The sequence below is a fragment of the Sandaracinobacteroides hominis genome (assembly GCF_016464365.1).
Lineage (GTDB): Bacteria > Pseudomonadota > Alphaproteobacteria > Sphingomonadales > Sphingomonadaceae > Sandaracinobacteroides > Sandaracinobacteroides hominis.
In genome coordinates, this window is the sequence record NZ_JADCUC010000006.1 from 38,013 (window position 1) to 60,078 (window position 22,066).

Here is a 22,066-nt window from a genome sequence, read left to right on the forward strand (position 1 = left end):
GGGGGTGCCAGCCCTCAAACCGCCAGATGGGACGGCAGGCGCAGATGCCGCCGTCCCACCTCGACAAAGAGCGGGTCGCGCCGGGCGCCCCAGACCGCCAGCAAATGGCCGATGGCTCCAATCGCCAGCCCGACCAGCCAGAGGCGCAGGCCAAGCCCAAGGGCAGCCGCCAGCGTGCCATTCACGATGGCGAGCGAGCGCGGCGCGCCCGCCAACAGGATTGGGTCGGTCAGCGCCCGGTGCACGGGAACGCTGTAACCGGGCACCTCTTCCATCCCGGTCATACCAGCGCTCCGCCGCCGAAGCTGAAGAAGGAGAGGAAGAAGGACGAGGCCGCAAAGGCGATCGACAGGCCAAATACGATCTGGATGAGCCGCCGAAACCCGCCCGATGTGTCGCCGAACGCCAGCGTCAGGCCGGTGACGATGATGATGATCACCGCGACGATCTTGGCAACCGGGCCTTCGATCGATTGCAGGATCTGCTCCAGCGGCTGCTCCCAGGGCATGGAAGCGCCGCCGGCCCAGGCGGCGGGTGCGAGCATGAAGGTGATCGCCAGCAGCGAGGTGCGTTCGGCAAACCGGCGACGGTGCTGGTTGGCAAGGGTAAGCAAGCGGGTCATGCAAGGTCTCCTGCGAGGGTGAGAAGGGTGGGAACGGCCGCCGGCGCGGTTGCCGGGATCAGGCGATAGTCACCGTCAAGGCCAAGACCCGGCACACGGGCGAGTTCGACAAGCCGGCGTTCGCTGCCGCGCCCGGACAGCACGGCGATGAGGTCGATGGTTTCGGCGATTAGCGCACGCGGGACAGTCACCACCGCTTCCTGGATCAGTTGCTCCAGTCGCCGCAGCGCGCCCATGGCGCTACCGGCGTGGATGGTGGCGATGCCGCCGGGATGGCCGGTGCCCCAGGCCTTCAGCAGGTCCAGTGCTTCAGCGCCGCGCACTTCGCCGATGGGAATCCGGTCCGGCCGCAGCCGCAGCGCGGAGCGGACAAGATCGGAAAGCGTGGCGACGCCATCCTTGGTTCGCAATGAGACAAGATTTGGCGCGGTGCATTGCAGCTCGCGGGTGTCCTCGATCAGCACGACGCGGTCGCCGGTTCCCGCGACTTCCGCCAAGAGAGCGTTGGTCAATGTCGTCTTGCCGGTGGAGGTGCCGCCGGCAACCAGGATGTTGAGGCGGCTGTGGACGGCGTCCCGCAGCAGGGCTGCCTCTGGCGGCCGCAAGGTGCCGGCCGCCACATAATCGTCGAGGGTGAACACTGCGACGGCGGGTTTACGGATCGCAAAAGTGGGCGCCTGCACGACGGGCGGCAGCAGGCCTTCAAACCGCTCTCCGGTCCCAGGTAGCTCTGCCGACACACGCGGCGCGCCGGCATGGACTTCGGCGCCGACATGGTGGGCCACCAGCCGGATGATCCGCTCGCCGTCCGATGCCGACAGCCGCTCCCCCGTATCGGCGAGACCTTGCGACAGCCGGTCAGACCAGAGGCGGCCATCGGGGTTCAGCATCACTTCGACGACAGCGGGGTCATCCAGCAGTGCCGCAATGGCGGGCCCAAGCGCGGTGCGCAGCATCCGCGCGCTGCGGTTGAGACCCTCTCCCTGATGATGTGAACCGCGCATCTGCTGCCCTCTTGGTTCAGGGCCAGCCGCTGCTGCCCCTGTTGGGGCCGAGTAAGAGAACCGGATTTAGACGGGATTCAACAGCTATTGCCGGGCGTAGGGCACTGGCGTGCAAAGACAGGCCGTGGCGCAGATGGCAGCCCCGGCCATTAGCGTTCCATGTCTGTCGTTGGACCGGTTGACGCGATATCCTCGGCCAGTTCGCGGGCGAGTCTGGAGCTGCTGGCCATGCGCCGGCTGAGCGCCGCGAGGAAGGCATCGTAGCGCTGAAAGCCCTTGGCGCGCGCTGCTGCGGCCTGCGGTTCCGGCAAAGCCGGCGTCGTGGTGAGCCAGAAGCGCACGAACATGGCCATCGTCTCGACGGCTATGGTCTGGTCGCGCTCGATGCGGGCGATCCGCCGGTCAATCTGGTCCAGCCGTTTGGCGATAGCTGCTTCCCGCCGCTCGCCATCGTCGGGGGAGAGAAAGGCGGCAACCGCGGCTTCGGCGATCATCGACAGGGAATGGTCACGCCGCGCCGCGCGCTCCTCCAGCGCGACAAGCAGGTTTGGCTCCAGATAGACCGAAAGCCGGCGTTTGCGGGGCTGTTTCGGGCGCATGCTAGAGTCCCCTGTCCGAGCCCGGGTCCATGAAAGCCTGACGCGCGACCTGCCGCATCTGGTTTTGCAGCCGTGCAAATTCCACGTCCGCGTCGGGCTCGCTCGGCGCGCCATCCAGGTCGAATTCATTGGGCTCAATGGGATTTTCGGGCGGAGGCAGCTTTTCGCCCAGGCTCATTGCATGCTGCTGTTCCTCGCCGCCACTGGAAGCCTGCTTTTTGCTATGCTTTGTCAGCTGGGCTGGAATGACGATTGGTCGTGGCGGAATCGGAAGCTGGTTCCAGGGATCCGGCACCGTCACTGCTGGTGCTTTCGGAACCGGCGGCGCGCTGATCCGGCCCTGCAGCCGCCTGTCCTCAAAGTAGCGCGCCTTGCTGGCGCGGATTGGTGGTGTGCCGGCCACCATCACAATCTCGTCCGTTGGCGACAGCTGCATAACCTCGCCCGGTGTCAACAGCGGACGGGCGGTCTCGGATCGCGACACCATCAGATGACCCAGCCAGGGACTGAGGCGATGGCCGGCATAGTTTTTCATGGCCCGCATTTCGGTCGCTGTACCAAGTGCGTCGGACACTCGCTTGGCGGTGCGTTCGTCGTTGGTCGCGAAGCTGACGCGGACATGGCAGTTATCGAGGATGGAGTTGTTCGGCCCATAGGCCTTCTCGATCTGGTTCAGTGACTGGGCGATCAGGAAGGATTTGAGGCCATAGCCTGCCATGAACGCGAGGGCGCTCTCGAAGAAGTCGAGCCGTCCGAGCGCCGGAAACTCGTCCAGCATCAACAGCAGGCGATGCCGGTCAGCCCGGCCACTGAGATCCTCGGTCAGCCTGCGCCCCACCTGATTGAGCAGCAGCCGGATCAGCGGCTTGGTGCGGTTGATGTCGGACGGTGGAACCACAAGGTAGAGGGTGGTTGGCTGCGGGCCGGTCACCAGATCACCAATCCGCCAGTCACAGCGGCGCGTCACTTCCGCGACTACCGGATCACGGTAGAGCCCAAGGAAGGACATGGCCGTCGACAGCACGCCGGACATTTCATTTTCGGACTTGTTCAGAAGCTCACGCGCCGCACTGGCGATGACAGGGTGCGGGCCGGCGTCTCCCAGATGCGACGTCTTCATCATGGCTTCGAGCGTCACAGCGATGGTGCGCCGCGGATCGGAGAGGAAGGCGGCGACGCCCGCCAATGTCTTGTCCTTTTCAGCATAGAGTACATGGAGGATGGCGCCCACCAGCAGCGCGTGGCTGGTCTTCTCCCAATGGTTGCGCTTTTCCAGCGAACCCTCCGGATCAACCAGGATGTCGGCGATATTCTGGACGTCGCGCACCTCCCAGGCGCCGCGACGGACTTCCAGCAGCGGGTTGTAGGCGGCGGACTTGGGATTGGTGGGGTCGAACAGCAGCACGCGCCCATGCCGGGCGCGGAAGCCTGCCGTCAGCTGCCAGTTCTCGCCCTTGATGTCGTGAACGATGGCTGATCCCGGCCAGGTCAGCAGCGTCGGGATGACTAAGCCAACGCCCTTGCCGGAACGGGTGGGCGCGAAGCACAGCACATGTTCGGGGCCGTCATGGCGCAGATAGTCGCTACCGAGTTTGCCAAGCACTACCCCGTCCGGGCCAAGCAGCCGCGCTGCCCGCACCTCGTCCCGGCTCGCCCAGCGAGCGGAGCCGTAGGTTTCGACCTTGCGCGCTTCACGGGCGCGCCAGACGGACATGGCGATTGCCACCGCAATCGATGCGACCCCGCCGGACGCGGCCATCAGTCCGCCGCGCGCGAAAATCCCAGGTGCGTATGCGTCGAAGAGATACCACCACCAGAAGAAGGCGGGCGGATAATAGACCGGCCAGCCAGCGAGCTCGAACCATGGGGTTCCGAGCCCTTCCTGAAATCCCAGCCTCCAGGCGACATACTGCGTGGCGGCCCACACGCCCGTGAGGACGATCAGGAACACGGCGAGGATCTGGCCCCACAGGATGCGGGTGGCGGACATGGGCAGCCCTTCGGACAGTGGCGACTTTGCAGATCATGGGTTTTCCAATGGCCGCAACGGTGTTCGGGATCAGGGCGCGCCGCCGGTTAGGATGTCGTGCAGAACGGATGGGCGGACATCACAGGCCCAGTTCCCGCTTACGGGCAAAGCTCCAGTCGATTCCGCCACTATCGCGCATAATGCCCGACACCTCCCGGCCCAGATGCCGTTCCAGCGCCGGCGACCAGGGCACGAGCTGGAAGCCGAACCCGTTGCCGATCATCGCGAAACGGCCGGACGTGAGCGCAATTCGCCGCTGGTAGCTGCCCGACACATGTTCGCCGGGCGCCGACGGGTTGTACGGAAGTCCCGTCTCGCCGGCTATCCTGCCAGCGAGCTGGTCCTGCTCGCGCTGGCTCAGCGTATCCAGCAGCCGGGCGGCGAAGATAATGCGCCGGCCGCGTTGCTCGGCAAGGCCTTCCCCCACCAGATACACCGCACGCCGCTCCATTGCGTCGCGCACTTCCGCGCCGAAGCCGCCGTCTGACAGTGAGGGTGGATCGCGCGCAATCGACTGGCGGTCGAGCCAGGTGGCACCGATCGCGTTCACCTGCCGGTTGATACCGATATCCGATCGGACCGCGAGCGCCATCCGGCGATCCCCCCGCGCGTCATCAAATGCGCGCAACTCCACAATGGCGCCAGGTGCGGCGTCGGAAGACGCCTCCAGATCGGGTAGGCGGATGTGGTGGGTGCGCCCATCAGTCCCATCAACGATGGCAAAGGCGCTGCCCTTCAGCTCATCGTCCAGGCCGCGCGCGACGAGGCGACCGATAACGGGCTGATCGATGCTTTCGCCCGCAAGCACGAAAGACGCGCTGCCGCGCTCTATGCCGCGCTCGCCCAGTGCCCGGTGCATACGCTTGATGATGTCACCGCGCTCGCCAAGCTCCCGCAGCGTGGACTCGGCCTGCTCAGCCAATGCCCACTGGCCGGCGCCAATCTGGCTGGCGAGACCCAGTGTTTCGAGTTTGCGGAGCCGTCCGACCTTGGCAACGTCGATGCCATCAGGCGTACGGCCGGGAACTGGCGCGACGTCGATGATTCCATGGCGATCCTGATCCTGCTGCATTTGCCGGTCGAGTTGCGTCCAGCGTTCAGCATCAACCTGTCGCTGGATGTGATGCTGGATCTGTTGATCCGTTCTCGGCCCGAGCTCCAGTGTGACAAGTTCGCGGGCTCTGTCGCGCATTCCCTCACTGATATAGTCGCGGGATATCACCAGGTCTTCGGCGCCCGCCGTTTTGCCGCGAAGCAGGATGTGGACATGGGGATTGTCAGTGTTCCAGTGGTCGATTGCAACCCAGTGCAGATCGGTTCCGAGATCACTGGACATTTGGCTCATCAGGTCGCGTGTGAATGAGCGCAGGTCTACCATTTCGACAGCATCTTCCGGAGAGACGATGAAACGGAAGTGGTGGCGGTCTTCCCCACAGCGTTCAGCAAAATCGTTGAGATCAGTAACTTGGCTGTCACGGCCAAACAGATTGGCTTTCTCCCCGTCACGCGTGACGCCTTCGCGCCGAAGATAATTGATGTGGTCGGCGAGCGAAGAGGGGCGTGCTGTATGGCGAACGACATGTGCCTTCACGACAACAATCCGCGAACGGGCGCTTATGCGGGCATTGGCCTGGATGGCAGCTCGTTTGCCTTGGCCAAAGCGATGTCTGGCTGCTTTCCTGCCTGATGTCGCATTGCGCACTGTTCCGCCCTGCCTGCGAACAGCGACAAGCACTTGCGCAATAAATGGGCGCGCTCGCTGAGAACGCGATGACCTGATGCGACCTGGCCGTATGCTGAAATCATCTTCTTCGCTCATCGCAAAGCCCCGCGCATCGCGATAGGCCTTTGGAAAGATGCTGATAATGAATTGTTTGCGAGGTGCCATGCTTGCACTGCACCTCGCGAAATTCCTGCATAAGTGATTGATTTCTCACAACCGACCGAGCGCGCACCTCGCGCCCTTTTATCTTGCCATCGAAAACCTGTTCTGAGTGACTTCCACAGTTTCAGACCATTTTGCACGCCATGGTATCCGGGCCCAGGAATGATGCCGATCGGGTTCATGGCCTAGATTCCGGGCGGGATCGGGCGATGAATATGCCTCCAGATGACTTAGCTGGAGCTATTTCGTTGGCGGGTGAACTGGCGGCCGGCGACACTGCTGGAAGGTCTTCCCTCTGCTCAAAGTCCGGGCCGACATTGTCATCGGCCAGCGCCTTTTTTGCGGTCGATTGGCTCTGATTTGATGCGGCGAAGATGGCGGATCGCGTCCATGCAAGGGGATCGATTGCGGCCATTTTCCCGGTATTTTTGGTCGCGCCAAAGCCCATCAGTGGTGCAAGCGCTGTTACATAATCGCGCGTTTCTGTTGGTAATGGGCGGCCCCGCAGATGCTGTTCGTAACGACCGGGGCCGGCATTATAAGCCGCCAGAAATCCCGGCGATCCGTAGCGATCATGCAACTCCCGCAGATAGGCCGTGCCCGCCAAGATGTTATCCGGTGGGTGAAAGGGATCGTTTCCAAGCCCATATCGCAGTTTCAATTCAGCCCAGGTGGCGGGCATCAACTGCATCAAACCCATCGCGCCCTTGACAGATATGGCGTGCGGATTTCCGGCGCTTTCGGCGCGCATCACACCACGAATCCAGCTCTCGGGAATGCCGAATCTGCCAGATGCTTCTGCAATCGCGGTGGCCAATGAGACTCTGTCCAATGCCGTGCTGACCGGCCGCGCATTGGCAATCCCGCTGACAAGTGATGCACAGCAAAGCAGCAAACCGACGCGGGAAAAGGTGCCGATACGGGACATGATTCAGCGCTTTCCGCCCGTCCTGTCGGTCCGGTTCCAGTGCAGGGACCAGGACGCACCATCGACGCTGTCCCGAAATAGATTGGCGCGGATCGGCTGAGGCAAAAGCGGATCATCGATGATGACGGCGACATAGTCTCCAGCCCGTTCGCCGGTGCGTTTCCAGCCGGCGCCGATTTCCGGGCCATCCGTATCGCCCGCGTGCACACGATAGTCGGGCGCGTTCTCGCTATCCTGAACTTCGGCGATATCAAGGGTGATGTCCCTGGCCAGCATCAGGGTGTCGATGCGTCCGGCAAAGCCGTTCTCACGGCGCTCGAACGTGCCTATCTGTGACATTTCAGGTCTCCTTCTGTTGTGGTGTTTGTGCTGAAAGCGGGCGGTTCTGCTGCTGACCGAATGCGACTGGGCGCGAACGCTCGAACAGCGGGATGGCGCGTCCGATTACGGCAGTAGCATCCGTCGGCCCGAAATAGCGGCCGTCCAGACTGTTCGGGATGGCATGGTTCATAAGGAAGAGCTGGCCGGATTGAAGGGTATGGCACCCCTGCCATACGGGCAGCAGGCGCCCGGTCCGGTCGTGCGAAAGCGCACTGCCACGATAGTTGCCGTCGATGATGATCCGCACACCGAAGCGGCAAACCTGCTGGCCCGGAACCGCCACCACATGTTTGAGAAGTGGCGTGCGGGGACCGACATATTGGCGTTCGGCCATAAAACGGGCGATGGGTTGGGAAGGCCTGATCAACACAAGGTCGCCAATTTTTGGCGCATCGGCCTTGCTGATCGAGTAAAAGCCGACCGGCACACTGGCCGATGCGTTCCACACCAGTTTCACCGGCACGGTAAACAGCGCGGTGGCAGCGATAGCAAGCGTTGCAAACCATGTCAGACGTGCATATCCGAGCCGGGTCATCGCTCGATTTCCCGCCGCTTGAGCCATGCCGCATGACGCGTCCTCGTGTAGGCGCGAGGCGCGATTTTCGCGGTCAGACAATGGTGCAAGTGGCGCCAGTGATCTGGTGACACCTCGCAAGGGTCAATGTCGGCAGCCTCGATAACATCAATGTGCTGGAGCACGCTCTGCACCTTGGGCCAGCCGTCCATGGACAGCAGCAACTCGCCGCCTGGCCTTACATTGGGGACAGTCTGAAGCGCTTCTCCAGCGCCAACTGCCCGCAGGATATCGATCCGGGACAAGATGGTGCCATAGTCGTTGGCCGCCCACTGGATGAAGGCGAACACACTGCCGGGACGGAAGGAGATGGTGCGCCGTCTGCGGTCCCGGATGTCGTCGCGAACCGGACGGCCGAAGCGGATCCAGTGCTGCAGCCGCTTCTCGATCCACACCAGATCGACCTGCGTCAGCGTTTCCGGGCGCGGATAGCCGGGGGCTTGGCTCATGGCCGCTTCCCCTTCCCGGCAACCAGATCGCCAGATCGAATATTCGGCGACTTATCCCCAGCGACTCTATCGCAATCTTCTATGTTAGATTCTGGGTTAGAGTCGTTAGGCGCCCGAATTCTGCTGCCACGGGAATGGTTTGAGCCTGATTCCAGTTCCCGATAGCACGACAATCGGGTTCCTGATGGCACGATAGCGCGGGTTCCCGATAGCACGATATTGTCCGGAAATTGTCCACAGGTGGCAGGCTGGAAGGCCAGTAGCACCCGGCCGCTGCGCTCAATCTCTGTGCTGAGCGTATAACCGGGCAATGGCTGGCGGCGGATGATGTCCCGCAATTCGAAGGCGAACCGCTTGAAGGGCGCAAGGCTGCCGGACTTCAGGTGCAGGTGCCGGAAATCAAACCGCCAGCCATTGCCCTGCCGTCCACCATGCTTTCGCACCAGGCGATAGAGCCAGCGGTCGAGACCGCCCGTCAGATCAAAATAGCCGCGATCGATGGTGAGGATGAGCGCATCGTTCAGCACGCCGGCATAGAACCAGTCGGGCAGGATCAGCTCGATACCAGCCGGCCGACCGTCGCGCCTTGTGCGCTCCTGCCATTCATTGATCCAGGAAAAACGGTGGCGCCGACCTTCGGCAGGCTGGCGAATAGTCGTGGAAACGGTGGTCGATTGCAGTCGGTCGAGCGCTGCCTTCAGGCGCTGATAATCCCGTGCAGACGTGCCGCGGCCGGTGAAGGTCAGGATGTCATAGGGCGTCGTTGCCATCAGACGCGAGGTGGATTCACCGACATCGCGGGCCTCCACAATCTGGCTGGCGGCCCAGATCAATATGTCCGCATCCCAGATCGTCGCCATGCCATGGTCCGGCACCGCCTCAACCCGGATCGACACGCCGCCAGCCTGAAAGTTGATCGGCACAACACGGTGCGATTTGCTCAGCGAAAAGAACGGATAGGCCATTAAATCCTGGGCATCGCGGGCCGCAAACTTGCCGGGCAGCGCGCGGAACAGCTCCAGTTGCCGACGTTCCGTTCGATGGTGTGCCTGGGTGGTCATCACAGGTTCCCGATCAACGCGCCGGGAAAGGGCGATAGGGGGCCGCCATTGATGGCAGGCCGGCATGGCGGCGGGCGGGCAATACGGAGCCTCTTGGGTCTGACGTCGACGTAACAGCGCCACGGTTCACCCAGGTTTCGAGGTCGTCGAGCGCGTAGACCACCCGGCCGCCAAGCTTGTGATAGGCTGGCCCAGTTCCATAGGTCCTGTGCTTCTCCAGCGTCCTGGCGGACAGGCTCAGAAAATGCGCCGCCTCCTTGGTGCGGAGGTAGCGTGGCGGGAGGGGTGCGGAATCGGCGGGCATTATCGGGTCTCCGGCTGCTTGTGAAAGCCGCCGATCATCTGCGGCGGGCAGCGACGACCATGGCGCATTGGAAACGGTGAGAGGGTGTGCGGAGGTTAGGGGTGCGGAATTCTCACACCGCGCGCAGCCTGCCAAAAACTACGGCTGGATGCGATGACGAAGCAGTTTGCGATAACCACCCGAAATCATATCCCGGGCATCCCGCAGCAGAGCCATGACGGCGAAACGAGCGGAGGATTCCTGCCAGGCGTGACGATCCTGCCGCGCCATGCGCAGCAGCTGGCGCGCTATGTCCTGCTGGCTGGCGCCTTCTGCCCGGCCATCCGATGCACGCAACATTTTTGCTGCACGCGTTCGCTGCTGCCCTGTCATCCGGGTGTCGGGTGGAATGGCCCGATTGTGCAACAGGGCAAGAAGGCGTTGAAGCGCCGCCAAGCGGCCAAAGCCATCGATCGACAGCGGGACGATGGCAACCAGTTTGCTATCCGTCTGGCCATCCACTTTCAGCACGTTCAATGCGTCGTCCGCGCCAATCGGAAGCCGATAATTGAGCCCGAGTTCATCCACTTGGGCCTTGGGGGACGCAATAGCTGGTTGACCTGCCTCCTCGCCAAAGAGCGGGGACGCCGGCTGAAGAATGACACTGCCGGTATCAAGCTGTGGCGACCAGAAAACCGCAACGTCAGGGGGATGGAGCGCCGGATCGACCGGGAAATCGCAACCCCCAGTGCAGGCAGAGTTCCTCTGCTAGCGGTGCGGCGTTTCCCGAACTGGCGAATGCCTCATAGTCACGGATGTAGTCCGGGTTTCGTCGCAGGAATTCCCACGCAATGTCCGATGGGGATAACCGTTCGATACGGCGATATGCGTCAGCCGAGCGCCAGCGCGAACCCTCTCCAGTCATCGAATCCTCCCGGTCCGTTAACCATGCAAAGTCTTCAGGATGTGAGGGATTTTCGAAGGGGTCGGAAGCTACAAAAGCTGCGGGACGTGATGCCCGGAGCGCATCACTGGGTTGTTTTTCAGCTACCGGATACCAGTCCGCGATAGCCTTTTTCACTTATCCATCGGGCGCGGGCCAGGTGCGCCTCGTAGACATGTTTGCTTCGTTCCGGATCAATGGAGGGATCAACTTCGAATATTTCCCACACGCCCTGCTGCCAATCACCACCGGACTGGGCAAAATCCAGTAGCCGCAGATAGAGCGCCAAATGCGCGTGGTCATATGCTGTCAATGCCTCCGCGGCGGGTGGCTCATCGAGGGTGACAGGGCTGGATTCGACCATGGCGACATCCTTTTTCCAACCTGACGGCTTTGTTGACTGTTTTGAGGCACTTTCCAAGCCAGAACCTGACCTTGGGGTATCAATTCAGAAACAGCCAAAGCCGATACACATTATAGTTGATAAACTCATAGTGTGTAAGCCGCGATCTGATGGCGCATGGATATGCGCAAACTAGTCGGCCATAACTTCGCCCGCATCAGGCACGAAAAAGGCCTGACACAGGAAGATGTTGAGGCTCGCTCTGGCTTCAGCCAGCAATATATCAGCAGCCTTGAACGCGGTCGGCGGAATCCAACTATCATAACCTTATACGAGTTGGCATGCGCTCTGGATGTCGCGCTTCTGGCACTTTTAGAACCGGGTGCCTGAGAGGCTGGAAGAATGCAAAAAGCAATTGCCAAAATGGCCGCGCAAAACATCAACGTTTTACATCCAAACTGAGCGCGTCTGGTTCCGCCGACTTTTCGGACATTGGGAAGTCTGCAAGTGCCGTCGAAAGCGGTCATTCGTAAAGGTGGTCTTGAACGACGGAAAAGGGGCTGATAGCGTTATGGCCGCTGACGGCTTGTAAGGGCCAAGAGCTGCCAGTCCCGCGGGCGATGACCCGCAGGTTGGTTGCGCCCTCAAGTGCCCGCCGTCTGCTTCAATCGGTGGCAGCGGCCGTCTGGCGGATCAAATCTCCGTCGCCTTAGCGAGCAGGAGGGCATCTTCCAGTTCAACGCCGAGATATCGAACCGTCATCTCGATCTTGGTATGGCCAAGCAGAATCTGGACTGCGCGGAAGTTACCGGTGCGCTTTTAGATGATCCATGGCTTGGTCCGCCTGAGCGAGTGGGTGGCCTAGTCTTTTTGCTGAAGCCCGATCGCGGCGACCCACTCGTCGACCAGTCGTGCATACTGCCGCGTGCTGAGGTGATCGGTGGCGTCCACTCGGCTCGGGAACACGAAATCTGCCAGCGTGTCGCCCTGGCGCTCCCTCCATTGGGTCAGGCTGTTGCGGGCGGGTTCCGTCTGCTCTAACTGCACCGGCCTGCCGCTCTTCTCCTGCACCACCATCTCGTGGCACTTCACCTTGCCGCCCCTGACAACGTCGCCGAAGCGAATGGTGACAACGTCGCAGCCGCGCAGCTTGCTGTCGATGGCCAGATCGAACAGCGCCAGATCGCGCATCCGCGGATCACGCTCCAAATGAAAGCGCCTTTTCCACATCTGCTTAGGTGTCATCGGTCGCTTGGCGCCGGTGACCACCCACTATCCCCTACTGGCGCATTCGGCGGCGGCGGCAAAGAATTTGTGGGAAAACCTATATATTCCGAAATGCCCTATATCCGCGGCTGCGTGCGTCCCCCTTACATTGATGTCTGATCGATTGAGCGGTGTCGCTGACCCCGAAATTGAAGGTAGTTGTCTTGCCTTGAGGAAAGGTACCATTCGGACAAAGTGCGCCTGGGAATGCGAACAGCTCAATATCCAATCGTGTCTTCAAATCGAACTTTGCTCAAACATCGACTGACGGTCAGCGCAGATCGACGCTCCTCAGCCGAAGCGCGTTGCCGACGACGCTGACCGATGAGAGTGCCATGGCGGCGGCCGCGATGATCGGCGACAGCAGCAGGCCGAAGGTCGGGAAGAGGACGCCGGCGGCGAGGGGCACACCTGCTGCGTTGTAGATGAAGGCGAAAACCAGATTTTGCCGGATGTTGCGCATGGTCGCACGGCTGAGACGGCGCGCCCGGACGATACCCATCAGGTCACCGCCCATGAGGGTGACGCCTGCACTTTCGATGGCCACGTCGGTGCCTCCGCCCATCGCGATGCCGACATCTGCTGCGGCAAGCGCCGGTGCATCGTTGACGCCGTCACCGGCCATGGCGACGACACGGCCCTCGCGCCGCATGCGTTCGACCGTTGCCTGCTTGTCGGCCGGCATGACGTCGGCTTCGAAGTCGGTGATGCCGAGGCGGCGTGCGATGGCGTATGCTGTCGTGCGGTTGTCCCCAGTCAGCATGACCACCCGGATGCCGAGCTGGCGAAAGGCTGCAAGCGCCTCGGGCGTCGACGCCTTCACCTGGTCGGCAATGGCGATGCTTCCGGCCGGGCGGCCGTCGATGGCGACCAGAACGGCCGTTGCGCCTTCGCGCCGCGCGGCGTCTGCGGCCTCGGTAAGACCGGCCGTGTCGACACCCAGCTCGGCGAGGTATGCGGGCTTGCCGATCGCGATTCGCCGCCCCGAAACCGTGCCGATCACCCCTTTGCCGGATGGGGCGTCGAAGTCGCTGACCGGCAGAAGCGCAAGTCCCCGCGCGGCGGCCTCGGCGACAATGGCGGCAGCGAGCGGATGCTGGCTCTGGCGTTCGAGCGCGGCAGCAAGCGAGAGCAGCTCCGCCCCGTCGACTCCATCCGCCGCATTGATGCCGGCGACGCGCGGCTTGCCTTCGGTGAGCGTGCCTGTCTTGTCGACGAGCAGGGTATCGACCTTCTCCAGCCGTTCCAGCGCCTCCGCATTCTTGATGAGGACGCCGGCCTGCGCACCGCGGCCGACGCCGACCATGATGGACATGGGCGTGGCCAGCCCCAGCGCGCAGGGGCAAGCGATGATGAGCACCGAGACGGCGACGACAAAGGCGTAGGAGAGGCGCGGCTCGGGCCCGACAAGTGCCCATACTGCAAAGGCGATGAGCGCGATCAGGATCACGGCGGGGACGAACCAGCCCGATACGCGATCGGCGAGGCGCTGGATCGGGGCCCGGCTGCGCTGCGCGGAGGCGACCATGGCCACGATCTGCGAGAGGAGCGTATCGCGGCCGACTCGCTCGGCGGTCATGGTGAACGCACCGGTCTGGTTCATCGTTCCGGCAATCAGCCGGTCGCCCTCCACCTTCGAGACAGGCAGGGACTCGCCGGTCACCATGGATTCGTCGAGGGTCGAACGGCCTTCCAGCAGGCTGCCGTCCACCGGGACGGCCTCCCCGGGTCGCACCCGCAGCCGATCGCCGACTTGCACATCGTCGAGCGGGATTTCGGCATCGCTGCCGTCGGCGGCGACGCGCCTTGCAATCTTGGGTGCGAGATCGAGCAGCGCCCGGATCGCGCCGCCCGTTGCCTCGCGCGCGCGCAGCTCCAGCATCTGGCCGAGCAGTACCAGAACGACGATGACCGCCGCGGGCTCGAAATAGGCTGGGACCGAGCCGTCCATGTTGCGGAATGATGGTGGGAAAAGCTGGGGCGCGATCGTGGCAACAAGGCTGTAGAGGAGTGCTGCCCCAGTGCCGAGTGCGATCAGCGTGAACATGTTCAGGTTGCGGCTTTTGATCGAGGCCCAGCCGCGCTCGAAGAAGGGCCATCCTGCCCACAGGACCACTGGCGTCGCGAACAGCAGCTGCAGCCAATTCGATAGCTGTGGCGCGATGTATCGGTGGAGGCCGAGGAGATGCCCGCCCATCTCGAGGATGAGGACAGGAATGGTGAGCGCGAGCCCGATCTTGAAGCGACGGGTGAAGTCGACGAGTTCGGGGTTCGGCCCAGTGTCTGCACCTGGCATCTCGGGCTCCAGCGCCATGCCGCAGATCGGGCATGATCCTGGTCCCTCCTGCCGGATCTCGGGATGCATGGGACAGGTGTAGATCGTGCCGGCGGGCGCGACCGGCGGCGGGGGTGCATCTCCCAGATACTGTGCCGGATTGGCGATGAACTTGGTGCGGCACCCGGCTGAGCAGAAATAGTAGGGTCGCCCTGCATGCTCAGCGCGATGCGGAGACGCGTGCGGATCGACCATCATGCCGCAGACCGGATCGCGAGCCGTCTTTGTGTCCGTGTCGGCCCCGCCCGCTCCACAGCAGTTATGGGCGTGGCCGGATGCGCCATGTTGGTGCAGGTCTGCCATCGTCATCTCCAAACTCGAGTCCGGCGCGAACCTGCACCTTGACACAATGTCGGGGTCAACTCGTCAGCCGAGCCCCAGGCGTCCTGCCGCATTCCAGAACAGCGCAAGCACGGCACCCCCAACGGCGCCACCGAGCGCGGCGCACAGGATCCCCATCCCGAAAGCGCCCGGCGTCCCGACGGCGGACGGGGTGAACAGCGCCAGGAACGCATGCGTGAACTCGATCCCTGCGATGGCAGCACCCCAGCAAAGGGCGAAGAGCGTTGCGAGGAACAGGCCGCCTGTAATCGCGGCTCGGGTGATCCCGATCGCAGTTGTTTGACCAGTCGTCATGTAGGCCTCCTTTGAACGACAGCGGGCGCCCAAAGGCGCCCCATTTCACTTGCGACGCAATTCCACGATGTCATGCACCTGAGGGGCGCCGCTCACGATCGACGCGCGGGCGAAATGTTCGTCGACAATGCTGTCGATCCGCACATGTCCGATGTCGCGGCGGGTGAAGGTGGGGACCGATTTGGGGGCGGGGTTGGTCGGAACCACTCGGGCGACGTCGAGCACCTGGCCCGGCGTCGCGCCGTCGGCACGTCCGATGCACAGCGTGATGACCCCATCGGTGATGTCCACAATGTGACCACGCATCAAGAGGCTGTGCTGGATCCCCTGCGCCGCGGCCGGTGCGAAAGCAGCCGGGACCGCGAATGCGAGAAAGGCGGCGAGAAGAATGTGTGACGATCGCATGTGATGGTCCTTTCAAGAAAAGAAGTCGCTTCCGGCGGAGTGGCTCCGCCGGAAGCTTGGAAGGTTCAGGCGTGGTGATGGGCGAGCGCCCCCATCTCGCGGCAGCTCGCTTCGCAGGCACGGCAAACTTCGGCGCAACGGCGGCACTGGGGATCGTCCATCGCTTCACAGCTTTCAGCGCAGCGGCGGCAAGCTTCGGCGCACGTTGCGCACATCTGGGCATGGATCGGCGAGTTGCGTGTCATCAGATCGACACAGGCCGAGCAGGTGGTGATACAATCAAGCAGCGCGTTGATGTGGCCGGCTTCGGCATGTTTCCCACCAAGGCTCAGGCAATGGGCCAGCGTTTCGAGGCAGACGCGGTGGCAATCGTGACAGAGGTCGATGCAATGCTTCATGTCCATGGGATTGGCTCCTTGTTGTGGCCGCGAAGGAGTGACGTGGCCGGCGGCCGGGTTCGGACGCACGCCATTCAGGTGAACGAGGATCGGACAGGCTTCTGCCGGAGCGTCGATCGGGCAATCGTCTGCCAGGGCGGCCAACGCACGTTCGATGCGCCGGAGGTCCGCGAGCTGGCGCCCGACTTTGTCGATGCGGCTCCGGGTGAGTTCGAGGATGTCGCCGGCACGGGCTTCGCTGTTCGAGCCGAGCGCCAGCAGGGTTGCGATTTCAGCCAGGCTAAAGCCCAGCTCCTTGCCGCGTCGGATGAACCGCAATCTGTCCCGCTCCGCGCTGCCGTAGCTGCGATAGCCGGACGGGCGGCGGCCTGGGTCTGGCAGCAGTCCCAGCCGTTCATAGTGGCGGATCGTGTCGATGCCGACGCCAGCGGACCGGGCAAGGTCGCCGATGCGCATCTGATGGTCGATCTTGCCCAAGAATCACCTCCGGGCGTTCCTATGCGCCCCGGACCATGGTCCGGGGTCAAGCCTCCAATCGGTCGCCTGCTATGAATACGCGCGATATAGCGACACCCCGCAGCAGGCAAAGGAGCAGCACGCCTGGCGGCTTTGTAGGCCGCGCGTGAAAGCCTAGTCCGCCCTGCCAGCGGTCGGACTATCGCCGAGCATGGCCTTCAGCGATTGGCTCGCGTTGCGACGCCTTGATTTATTGGCCGGCAAGCAGCTGGTGCACTAAAGGTCGGCCTCTTCGTGTTCGGGATCGCACCCGCAACCAGTGATGGGCGACTGCGGACGCGCCACCATGAGCTTTCATATGGTGTCGGCGAAGCTATGGCTCCGCCGACACTTTGATCATTTCGGAGCGGGCGTGCTGTGGCCCATGGCGCCATGATCGGTTGCGGCGCCTTCCGCCTTCATCTTGTCGCAGCAACACTTCTTTTCGCCTGCCGCCGGCTCGGCTGCGAGCGCTGGGGTCGCGAGCAGCGTTGCGAGCGACATCAGGATGATCTGCTTGGTCATGACTGTCTCCTTGCGGTGGTTGTTACATGGGTACGCACTTCAAAATCGCTTAATGTGCCGCGTTGGACCTTAAAACCAGAACCGCACGCCTCCCCGCACTGACCATCCGCCCGCATCCTCACCCGCTTCACGGGCAAGGCGGGCGGATTTACCGAGGCGGCTTTCGTAGATAACCGCGAGCGTCGGGGCGAACTTCCGGTTGATCTCGTAGCGGGCCTGGACCCCGGTCTCGATGATCGAGAATCCCGAGCCGATCAGGCGCTCCGGAACGTCGTTCAGGTAGACGTCCGTCTCCAACTGCGGCTGAAGAACAAAGCGGTTGGTCAGCTTGACGTCGAAGGATTGCTTGAACCGGATGCTGACATCGCCCTTGAAGCCGATGAAGGCATGCAGCTCGGTCTCGATCAGCTGCGGGGCTAGGCCCTGGATGCCGATCACGGCATAGGCGCGCGCATCGGGCTCGATATCGGTGCGGATGCCGCCCTGCACATCGAAGAAGGTCCAGACATTCCGGCTGTAGAGGGCCTGGATCTCGGCTTGCTCCAAGCGTGGGCCGTTCTGCTCGCCTTCGGTCTTCCACCAGAATTTGTGGATGTCGCCGCCGATCCAGCCTTCCGCATCCCAGTTGACGACGTCAGCACCATTCTGCCGGCTGTAGTCCACCTGCGCTTGCGTGAAGGTGAGCGTCCGACCGCCATGGAAGTGTTCGGCGAGTCCCTGCCCGGTCTCGCCGGACCCGGGGTTCGGCCGGCCCGGATCCTGTGCAGCGGCAGGCACGGCGGCCAGCAAGGCCGCGATTGCGAGGATGCGCATCCGCTCAGTGTCCGGCGTGCAGGCTGGCGGTCGACGCGGTGGGGGCGGCGACGTTCGCGACGACCAGCTTCTTCATCATGCCGGAATCCATGTGGAACAGCAGGTGGCAGTGCAGCGGCCATTCGCCGGGCTCGTCGGCGGTGAGCACGACCGACTGGGTGCGGCCGGGGGCGACGGCGATCACATTCTTCTCCGGCATCCGATCGGCCGGCGCGCCATTCTCGATCTCGAAGAACATGCCATGCAGGTGCATCGGGTGCGCCATCATCGTCTCGTTCACGAAGGTGATCCGCACCCGTTCGCCGAACTGCACGTCGACCGGGGGCGACTGATCGAACGGCACGCCGTTCAGCGACCACATGTAGCGCTCCATATTGCCGGTGATGCGGATCACGATCTCGCGCGTCGGCGCGCGCGCGTCGCGGTTCGGGGTGGCGGCGACCAGGTCGTTCATCGAGAGCACCCGGCTGCCATAGGGAGCGCCGGTGGCCCAGCCGAACACGCGGCCGGAGCCGTCGGTGTCGCCTTCGCGGCCCAGATCGGCGCCATGGTCCATCTTGCTGTGGTCCATGCCCGCCATCGGGTCCCGGCCGTAGCCATAGTCGACGCGGGGGAAGGGGGTGCCGCCATCGGGCTTCTGCGCGAGTGCGACGGCCGTGCCGGTGCGGGGTCCGTCGGACTTAGGCGCCGGGCGCGGGGTGCAATGCCCCATCGCTGCATGCTCGGGCGGGCATTTGGGATCGGCAGCGGGCGCAGTCGCGGGCATGGTGCAATGCCCCATGGCGGCGTGTTCCGGCGTGCAGCTCGCAGCCGGTTTCTGAGCCGGGGACGGCGCGGTCGGCATGGTGCAATGGCCCATGGCAGCATGTTCCGGCGTGCAGCTGGAAGCGGGAGCCGGGGCTTGGGCCGCTCCGGGCATCTTGCAGTGGCCCATGGCGGCATGTGCGGGGGTGCAGGTGCCCGCCTGCGGCTGGGCCTGCGCCATTTCCATCCCGGCCATGGCGTGCGGCTGCCGCTTGGCAGCCGCATTCAGGGTCGCGGTCATGCTGTCGGCGCCTGCCATGGCATGGCCGGCGTGGCCGCTTGCGGCCGCGGACGGCGCGGCATCGCCGCCCATCGCATGGCCCATCTCGCCCATCATCAGGATCTGCATTGGGCGCGGCTGGGGCACGGCCACCGCCATGTCCGCACGCGGTCCCATGACGGCGAGCGCGTTCGCGCGACGGTCGATCGTTTCCACCCACAGCGGAAAGGCCCGGTCGTCCTTTGGCTCGACGATCACGTCGTAAGTCTCGGCCACCCCCATTCGGAACTCGTCGACCTTGACCGGCTCCACCATGCGGCCGTCGGCGGCAATCACCGTCATCATCAGGCCGGGGATGCGCACGTCCATGAAGCTCATGGCCGAGCCGTTGATAAAGCGCAGCCGGACCTTCTCGCCGGCCTTCATCTCGAAGAAGGGTTTGCGCGCGGTCGGCTGGCCGTTCACCAGCAGCGTGTAATTGGAGACGTCGGCGATGTCGGTCGGGTCCATCCGCATGCGGCCCCATGCGGCGCGGTCGGACAGCGTCTTGCCGAGCCCGAACTTGCCGGCGTCGCGCAGCATTTCCGGGAAGGTGCGCTTGTTCATATTGTAGTAGCCGGCGTCCGCTTTCAGGTTGCGGATGATCCGCTCAGGGTCTTCCGGCGTATGCTCGGTCAGCAGAATGACATGCTCGCGGTCAACGGCGACCTCGGGCCCGTCCTTCGGGTCGATGATAAGCGCGCCATATTGCCCCGCCTGTTCCTGCGTGGAGGCGTGGCTGTGGTACCAGTAGGTTCCTGACTGGCGCAGCGTGAACTGGTAGGTGTAGGTCTCGCCGCTGGCCACGCCCTGAAAGCCGTTGAAGCCCGGCGCGCCGTCGTGATGGCCGGGGATCAGCAAGCCATGCCAGTGGATGGCCGTCATTTCCGGCAGCTCATTCTTCAGGTTGACGGTGACGGTGTCGCCTTCCCGGAAGCGCAGCACCGGGCCGGGCACGTTGCCATTCAGCGTGACAACCGTGTCGCGACGGCCCGGATTCACCTCCAGCCGCTCGCGCTTGGTCACGAGATCGACGGTCACGTCGGCGGCGAAGGCGCTGGTCGCCGACAGCAGCAGCGTTGCGGCGGCGACCGCCTGAAACCGATATGCTTTGCGTGGCATCATGTCCTCGGATCCATGGGATGTCTGCCATGCTCTACGCACGGCATCGCCCGCCCCCTCAAAGGAGGAGCATAGTCGCAAGCTGCCGGCGCGCCCGTGCCACCTTGGTCTCAACCGCCTTGGCGCTGATGCCGAGCTGCGTGCCAGCCTCGGCGTGGCTCAGCCCTTCGAGCGCGGTGAGCACGAGCGGCGCACGCAGCGCGTAGGGCAGATCGGCGATGGCCCGGTCCAGCTGAGCGACGGCCTGCCGCCCTTCCAGTTGCGCATCTTGCAGCGGCGCATCATCCACGACCCGAAGAACCTCGTCGTCGGTCGCGGGACCCAGGAGGAAGCGGCGCACGGCCCGGCGCCGCGCCGCATCGCGAACTTTGTTGAGCGCGATGCGCTGCACCCACGGCAGGAACGGGCGCTCGGGATCGAAGCGCGCGATGTTCCGCCAGGCCGACACGAATGCCTCCTGCGCCAGATCATAGGCCTCATCGGGATCGCCGGTCAGCCGCCGCAGCGTCCGGTAGATGCTGTCCTTGTGGCGGCGCATCAGTGTTCCGAACGCCGGCTCGTCGCCGGCGGCGGCGCGACGGGCGAGCGCGCCGTCGCTGTCGCCGTCTCGCGCCGAAGTCACTTCGGATCGGCGGTCAGCGTATCCACCACCGTCCGGTCGAAACGGGCTGCCTGGGCCGGCGTCAGTACCGCCCGCATGGCGAAGACATGCTCGATCGTCGCCTTCTGCAGCTCGCCCATCGCGCCATGGAAATGGTCGACGGCCGCCGTCACCTTCGGACCATAGGCACCTTCGCTGGCGATGGCGGCCGCGAGCTCGGCATTAGCCTGCCGCATTTCCAGTTCGAGCGCCTGGCGCCGAACGGCGAAATCCCGCTCCAGCGCCTCGATCTGCGCGGTCTGCGCCGGCGAAAGATCGAGGTCGCGATGCACGGAGGCATGCAGCGAAGCGCCACTGCCGTTGGCGGCCGGCAGGATGCGCGGCCCAAGCCAGGTGCCGGCCATGCCAGCCAGCAGTGCCACGAGGATAATCAGAAGCGTCTGCCGCCACGGCCGGCTCATCGGGAGGCTTCCAGCAGGGTGGACGGCGCCAGGGCGACGGTTGAGGAGAAAGGCGAGGTGTCGGCAGGCCGCGCCGTTGCCACCGAGGTCGATGCAATCCCGACCAGCAGCGCCCCCAGCGCGGACACCGCGGGAAGCCGCCATCCGGCCAACGGCAAGGCACGCTCGGCTGCCGCAATCCGGCGCCAGACGCGCGGTTCGAGCGTCGAAAGGTCCCGATCGAGCGGGGCCTCGGCGAGGCGGGACAGCAGGGAATCGAGACGGTCGGTCATGGCAGCTCCTGCGCACCGTGCGGTGCTTTCACTATGCCGATACGCAGGGCAGCAACAAAGCCCGCATCCAATGTGAGGGGAGGCGTGCGCGCCTGCGTATCAGCGACATGACCTTCGAACAGAACGGCATTGCACGACGAACGGTCTTGGCAGCCATGCTTGGCATGACGGCTTCGCCTGTTCTGGCGTCGACCCGCCCGCAGATCACAATGTTCCGCGATGCCGGCTGCGACTGCTGCCTGAAGTGGGCCGCACTGGCCGAGCAGGCCGGCTACGCCGTTCGCACGGTGGACCAGCCCCATATGCCGGCGCTCAAGCAGCGTGCCGGTGTACCGGAAGCGCTCTGGTCCTGCCACACGGCCATGATCGACCGACATCCGGTGGAAGGCCATGTGCCATTCGCGGCGATTGCGAAGATGCGGGCGATGGGGCCGAAAGCGCCATTCGGCCTTGCCGTGCCGGGCATGCCGATCGGGTCACCCGGAATGGAAGTGCCAGACGGTCGCCGCGAGCCCTTCGACGTCATGGCGTTCGACCGTGACGGCAGAAGCTGGCGTTTCGTCTGACATCTGC

26 protein-coding genes and 2 pseudogenes are annotated in these 22,066 nt (G+C 63.8%); 2 read left to right on the plus strand and 26 right to left on the minus strand.

Going from position 1 to position 22,066, the window contains the following annotated elements; translation table 11 throughout:
- Window positions 1-14 precede the first annotated feature (14 nt).
- The 15 genes and pseudogenes from IM784_RS12845 to IM784_RS12910 all read right to left on the minus strand — a co-directional run bounded on the left by IM784_RS12845 (window position 15) and on the right by IM784_RS12910 (window position 11,122).
- Window positions 15-284 (minus strand): VirB3 family type IV secretion system protein, encoded by a 270-nt coding sequence (locus IM784_RS12845; RefSeq protein WP_199555747.1) that lies wholly within the window; start codon window positions 282-284, stop codon window positions 15-17.
- Window positions 281-622, minus strand: coding sequence for a TrbC/VirB2 family protein (locus tag IM784_RS12850; protein WP_199555748.1), 342 nt, complete (start codon window positions 620-622; stop codon window positions 281-283). Before IM784_RS12850 ends, IM784_RS12845 begins: the two co-directional genes overlap by 4 nt.
- The gene (gene trbB / locus IM784_RS12855; protein WP_199555749.1) at window positions 619-1,626 is read right to left on the minus strand and encodes a P-type conjugative transfer ATPase TrbB; all 1,008 of its coding nucleotides are present in this window, start codon (window positions 1,624-1,626) and stop codon (window positions 619-621) included. The genes IM784_RS12850 and trbB overlap by 4 nt, the downstream gene beginning before the upstream one ends.
- A 149-nt stretch (window positions 1,627-1,775) precedes the next feature.
- Window positions 1,776-2,225: a CopG family transcriptional regulator gene (locus IM784_RS12860; protein WP_199555750.1), complete on the minus strand. Its 450-nt coding sequence runs from the start codon at window positions 2,223-2,225 to the stop codon at window positions 1,776-1,778.
- Window position 2,226: 1 nt separating this feature from the next.
- Complete coding sequence (locus tag IM784_RS12865) at window positions 2,227-4,215, minus strand: conjugal transfer protein TraG (protein ID WP_199555751.1); 1,989 nt, start codon at window positions 4,213-4,215, stop codon at window positions 2,227-2,229.
- A 118-nt stretch (window positions 4,216-4,333) separates the two neighbouring features.
- On the minus strand, window positions 4,334-6,073 hold the full coding sequence (locus IM784_RS12870) for a relaxase/mobilization nuclease domain-containing protein (RefSeq protein WP_199555752.1): 1,740 nt from the start codon (window positions 6,071-6,073) through the stop codon (window positions 4,334-4,336).
- A 244-nt stretch (window positions 6,074-6,317) separates the two neighbouring features.
- A complete protein-coding gene (locus tag IM784_RS12875; protein ID WP_199555753.1) occupies window positions 6,318-7,067 on the minus strand; it encodes a lytic transglycosylase domain-containing protein in 750 nt (249 codons plus the stop codon).
- A 3-nt stretch (window positions 7,068-7,070) separates the two neighbouring features.
- On the minus strand, window positions 7,071-7,406 hold the full coding sequence (locus tag IM784_RS12880) for a DUF736 domain-containing protein (protein ID WP_199555754.1): 336 nt from the start codon (window positions 7,404-7,406) through the stop codon (window positions 7,071-7,073).
- A gap of 1 nt (window position 7,407) precedes the next feature.
- Window positions 7,408-7,983, minus strand: coding sequence for a S26 family signal peptidase (locus IM784_RS12885; RefSeq protein ID WP_199555755.1), 576 nt, complete (start codon window positions 7,981-7,983; stop codon window positions 7,408-7,410).
- A complete protein-coding gene (locus IM784_RS12890) occupies window positions 7,980-8,471 on the minus strand; it encodes a DUF2840 domain-containing protein (protein ID WP_199555756.1) in 492 nt (163 codons plus the stop codon). The genes IM784_RS12885 and IM784_RS12890 overlap by 4 nt, the downstream gene beginning before the upstream one ends.
- 227 nt (window positions 8,472-8,698) lie before the next feature.
- Window positions 8,699-9,532 (minus strand): annotated as a pseudogene (locus IM784_RS12895) (replication initiator protein A); the annotation flags it as partial.
- Window positions 9,533-9,545: 13 nt separating this feature from the next.
- Complete coding sequence (locus IM784_RS12900) at window positions 9,546-9,836, minus strand: helix-turn-helix transcriptional regulator (RefSeq protein WP_199555758.1); 291 nt, start codon at window positions 9,834-9,836, stop codon at window positions 9,546-9,548.
- Between the two features lie 138 nt (window positions 9,837-9,974).
- Complete coding sequence (locus IM784_RS17295; protein ID WP_199555759.1) at window positions 9,975-10,403, minus strand: DUF2285 domain-containing protein; 429 nt, start codon at window positions 10,401-10,403, stop codon at window positions 9,975-9,977.
- Window positions 10,404-10,518: 115 nt separating this feature from the next.
- Window positions 10,519-10,740 (minus strand): transcriptional regulator domain-containing protein, encoded by a 222-nt coding sequence (locus IM784_RS17300; RefSeq protein ID WP_235977313.1) that lies wholly within the window; start codon window positions 10,738-10,740, stop codon window positions 10,519-10,521.
- A gap of 118 nt (window positions 10,741-10,858) precedes the next feature.
- Entirely contained in the window at window positions 10,859-11,122 is a 264-nt protein-coding gene (locus IM784_RS12910; RefSeq protein WP_199555760.1) for a DUF2285 domain-containing protein, read from the minus strand.
- Between the two features lie 162 nt (window positions 11,123-11,284).
- Here IM784_RS12910 and IM784_RS12915 point away from each other — a divergent pair, with 162 nt between their 5' ends.
- Complete coding sequence (locus IM784_RS12915; RefSeq protein WP_235977315.1) at window positions 11,285-11,491, plus strand: helix-turn-helix domain-containing protein; 207 nt, start codon at window positions 11,285-11,287, stop codon at window positions 11,489-11,491.
- Window positions 11,492-11,794: 303 nt separating this feature from the next.
- On the opposite strand, the pseudogene IM784_RS17770 reads toward IM784_RS12915, so the two are convergent.
- From IM784_RS17770 to IM784_RS12970, 11 genes and pseudogenes are all read right to left on the minus strand, one after another.
- A pseudogene (locus IM784_RS17770) lies at window positions 11,795-12,370 on the minus strand (tyrosine-type recombinase/integrase).
- A gap of 268 nt (window positions 12,371-12,638) precedes the next feature.
- Entirely contained in the window at window positions 12,639-15,005 is a 2,367-nt protein-coding gene (locus tag IM784_RS12925) for a heavy metal translocating P-type ATPase (RefSeq protein WP_268920854.1), read from the minus strand.
- Window positions 15,006-15,068: 63 nt separating this feature from the next.
- Entirely contained in the window at window positions 15,069-15,338 is a 270-nt protein-coding gene (locus tag IM784_RS12930) for a hypothetical protein (protein WP_199555763.1), read from the minus strand.
- A gap of 45 nt (window positions 15,339-15,383) precedes the next feature.
- Window positions 15,384-15,644 (minus strand): hypothetical protein, encoded by a 261-nt coding sequence (locus IM784_RS12935; RefSeq protein ID WP_328799536.1) that lies wholly within the window; start codon window positions 15,642-15,644, stop codon window positions 15,384-15,386.
- A 164-nt stretch (window positions 15,645-15,808) separates the two neighbouring features.
- Window positions 15,809-16,618 (minus strand): MerR family DNA-binding protein, encoded by an 810-nt coding sequence (locus IM784_RS12940; protein ID WP_199555765.1) that lies wholly within the window; start codon window positions 16,616-16,618, stop codon window positions 15,809-15,811.
- Between the two features lie 375 nt (window positions 16,619-16,993).
- Window positions 16,994-17,161 carry a hypothetical protein gene (locus IM784_RS12945; protein WP_199555766.1) on the minus strand — a complete coding sequence of 56 codons (168 nt, stop codon included), beginning with the start codon at window positions 17,159-17,161 and terminating at the stop codon, window positions 16,994-16,996.
- A 69-nt stretch (window positions 17,162-17,230) separates the two neighbouring features.
- Window positions 17,231-17,974 (minus strand): copper resistance protein B, encoded by a 744-nt coding sequence (locus IM784_RS12950; RefSeq protein ID WP_199555767.1) that lies wholly within the window; start codon window positions 17,972-17,974, stop codon window positions 17,231-17,233.
- Window positions 17,975-17,978: 4 nt separating this feature from the next.
- Window positions 17,979-20,162: a multicopper oxidase domain-containing protein gene (locus tag IM784_RS12955; protein WP_199555768.1), complete on the minus strand. Its 2,184-nt coding sequence runs from the start codon at window positions 20,160-20,162 to the stop codon at window positions 17,979-17,981.
- 55 nt (window positions 20,163-20,217) lie between these two features.
- Window positions 20,218-20,781, minus strand: coding sequence for an RNA polymerase sigma factor (locus IM784_RS12960; protein ID WP_199555769.1), 564 nt, complete (start codon window positions 20,779-20,781; stop codon window positions 20,218-20,220).
- Window positions 20,778-21,221 carry a Spy/CpxP family protein refolding chaperone gene (locus tag IM784_RS12965; RefSeq protein ID WP_199555770.1) on the minus strand — a complete coding sequence of 148 codons (444 nt, stop codon included), beginning with the start codon at window positions 21,219-21,221 and terminating at the stop codon, window positions 20,778-20,780. The genes IM784_RS12960 and IM784_RS12965 overlap by 4 nt, the downstream gene beginning before the upstream one ends.
- Window positions 21,218-21,493, minus strand: a complete 276-nt coding sequence (locus tag IM784_RS12970; RefSeq protein ID WP_199555771.1) for a hypothetical protein — start codon at window positions 21,491-21,493, stop codon at window positions 21,218-21,220. The genes IM784_RS12965 and IM784_RS12970 overlap by 4 nt, the downstream gene beginning before the upstream one ends.
- A 164-nt stretch (window positions 21,494-21,657) precedes the next feature.
- On the opposite strand from IM784_RS12970, the gene IM784_RS12975 reads away from it, so the two are divergent.
- Window positions 21,658-22,059 carry a DUF411 domain-containing protein gene (locus tag IM784_RS12975; protein ID WP_235977213.1) on the plus strand — a complete coding sequence of 134 codons (402 nt, stop codon included), beginning with the start codon at window positions 21,658-21,660 and terminating at the stop codon, window positions 22,057-22,059.
- The last annotated feature ends 7 nt before the right edge of the window (window positions 22,060-22,066 follow it).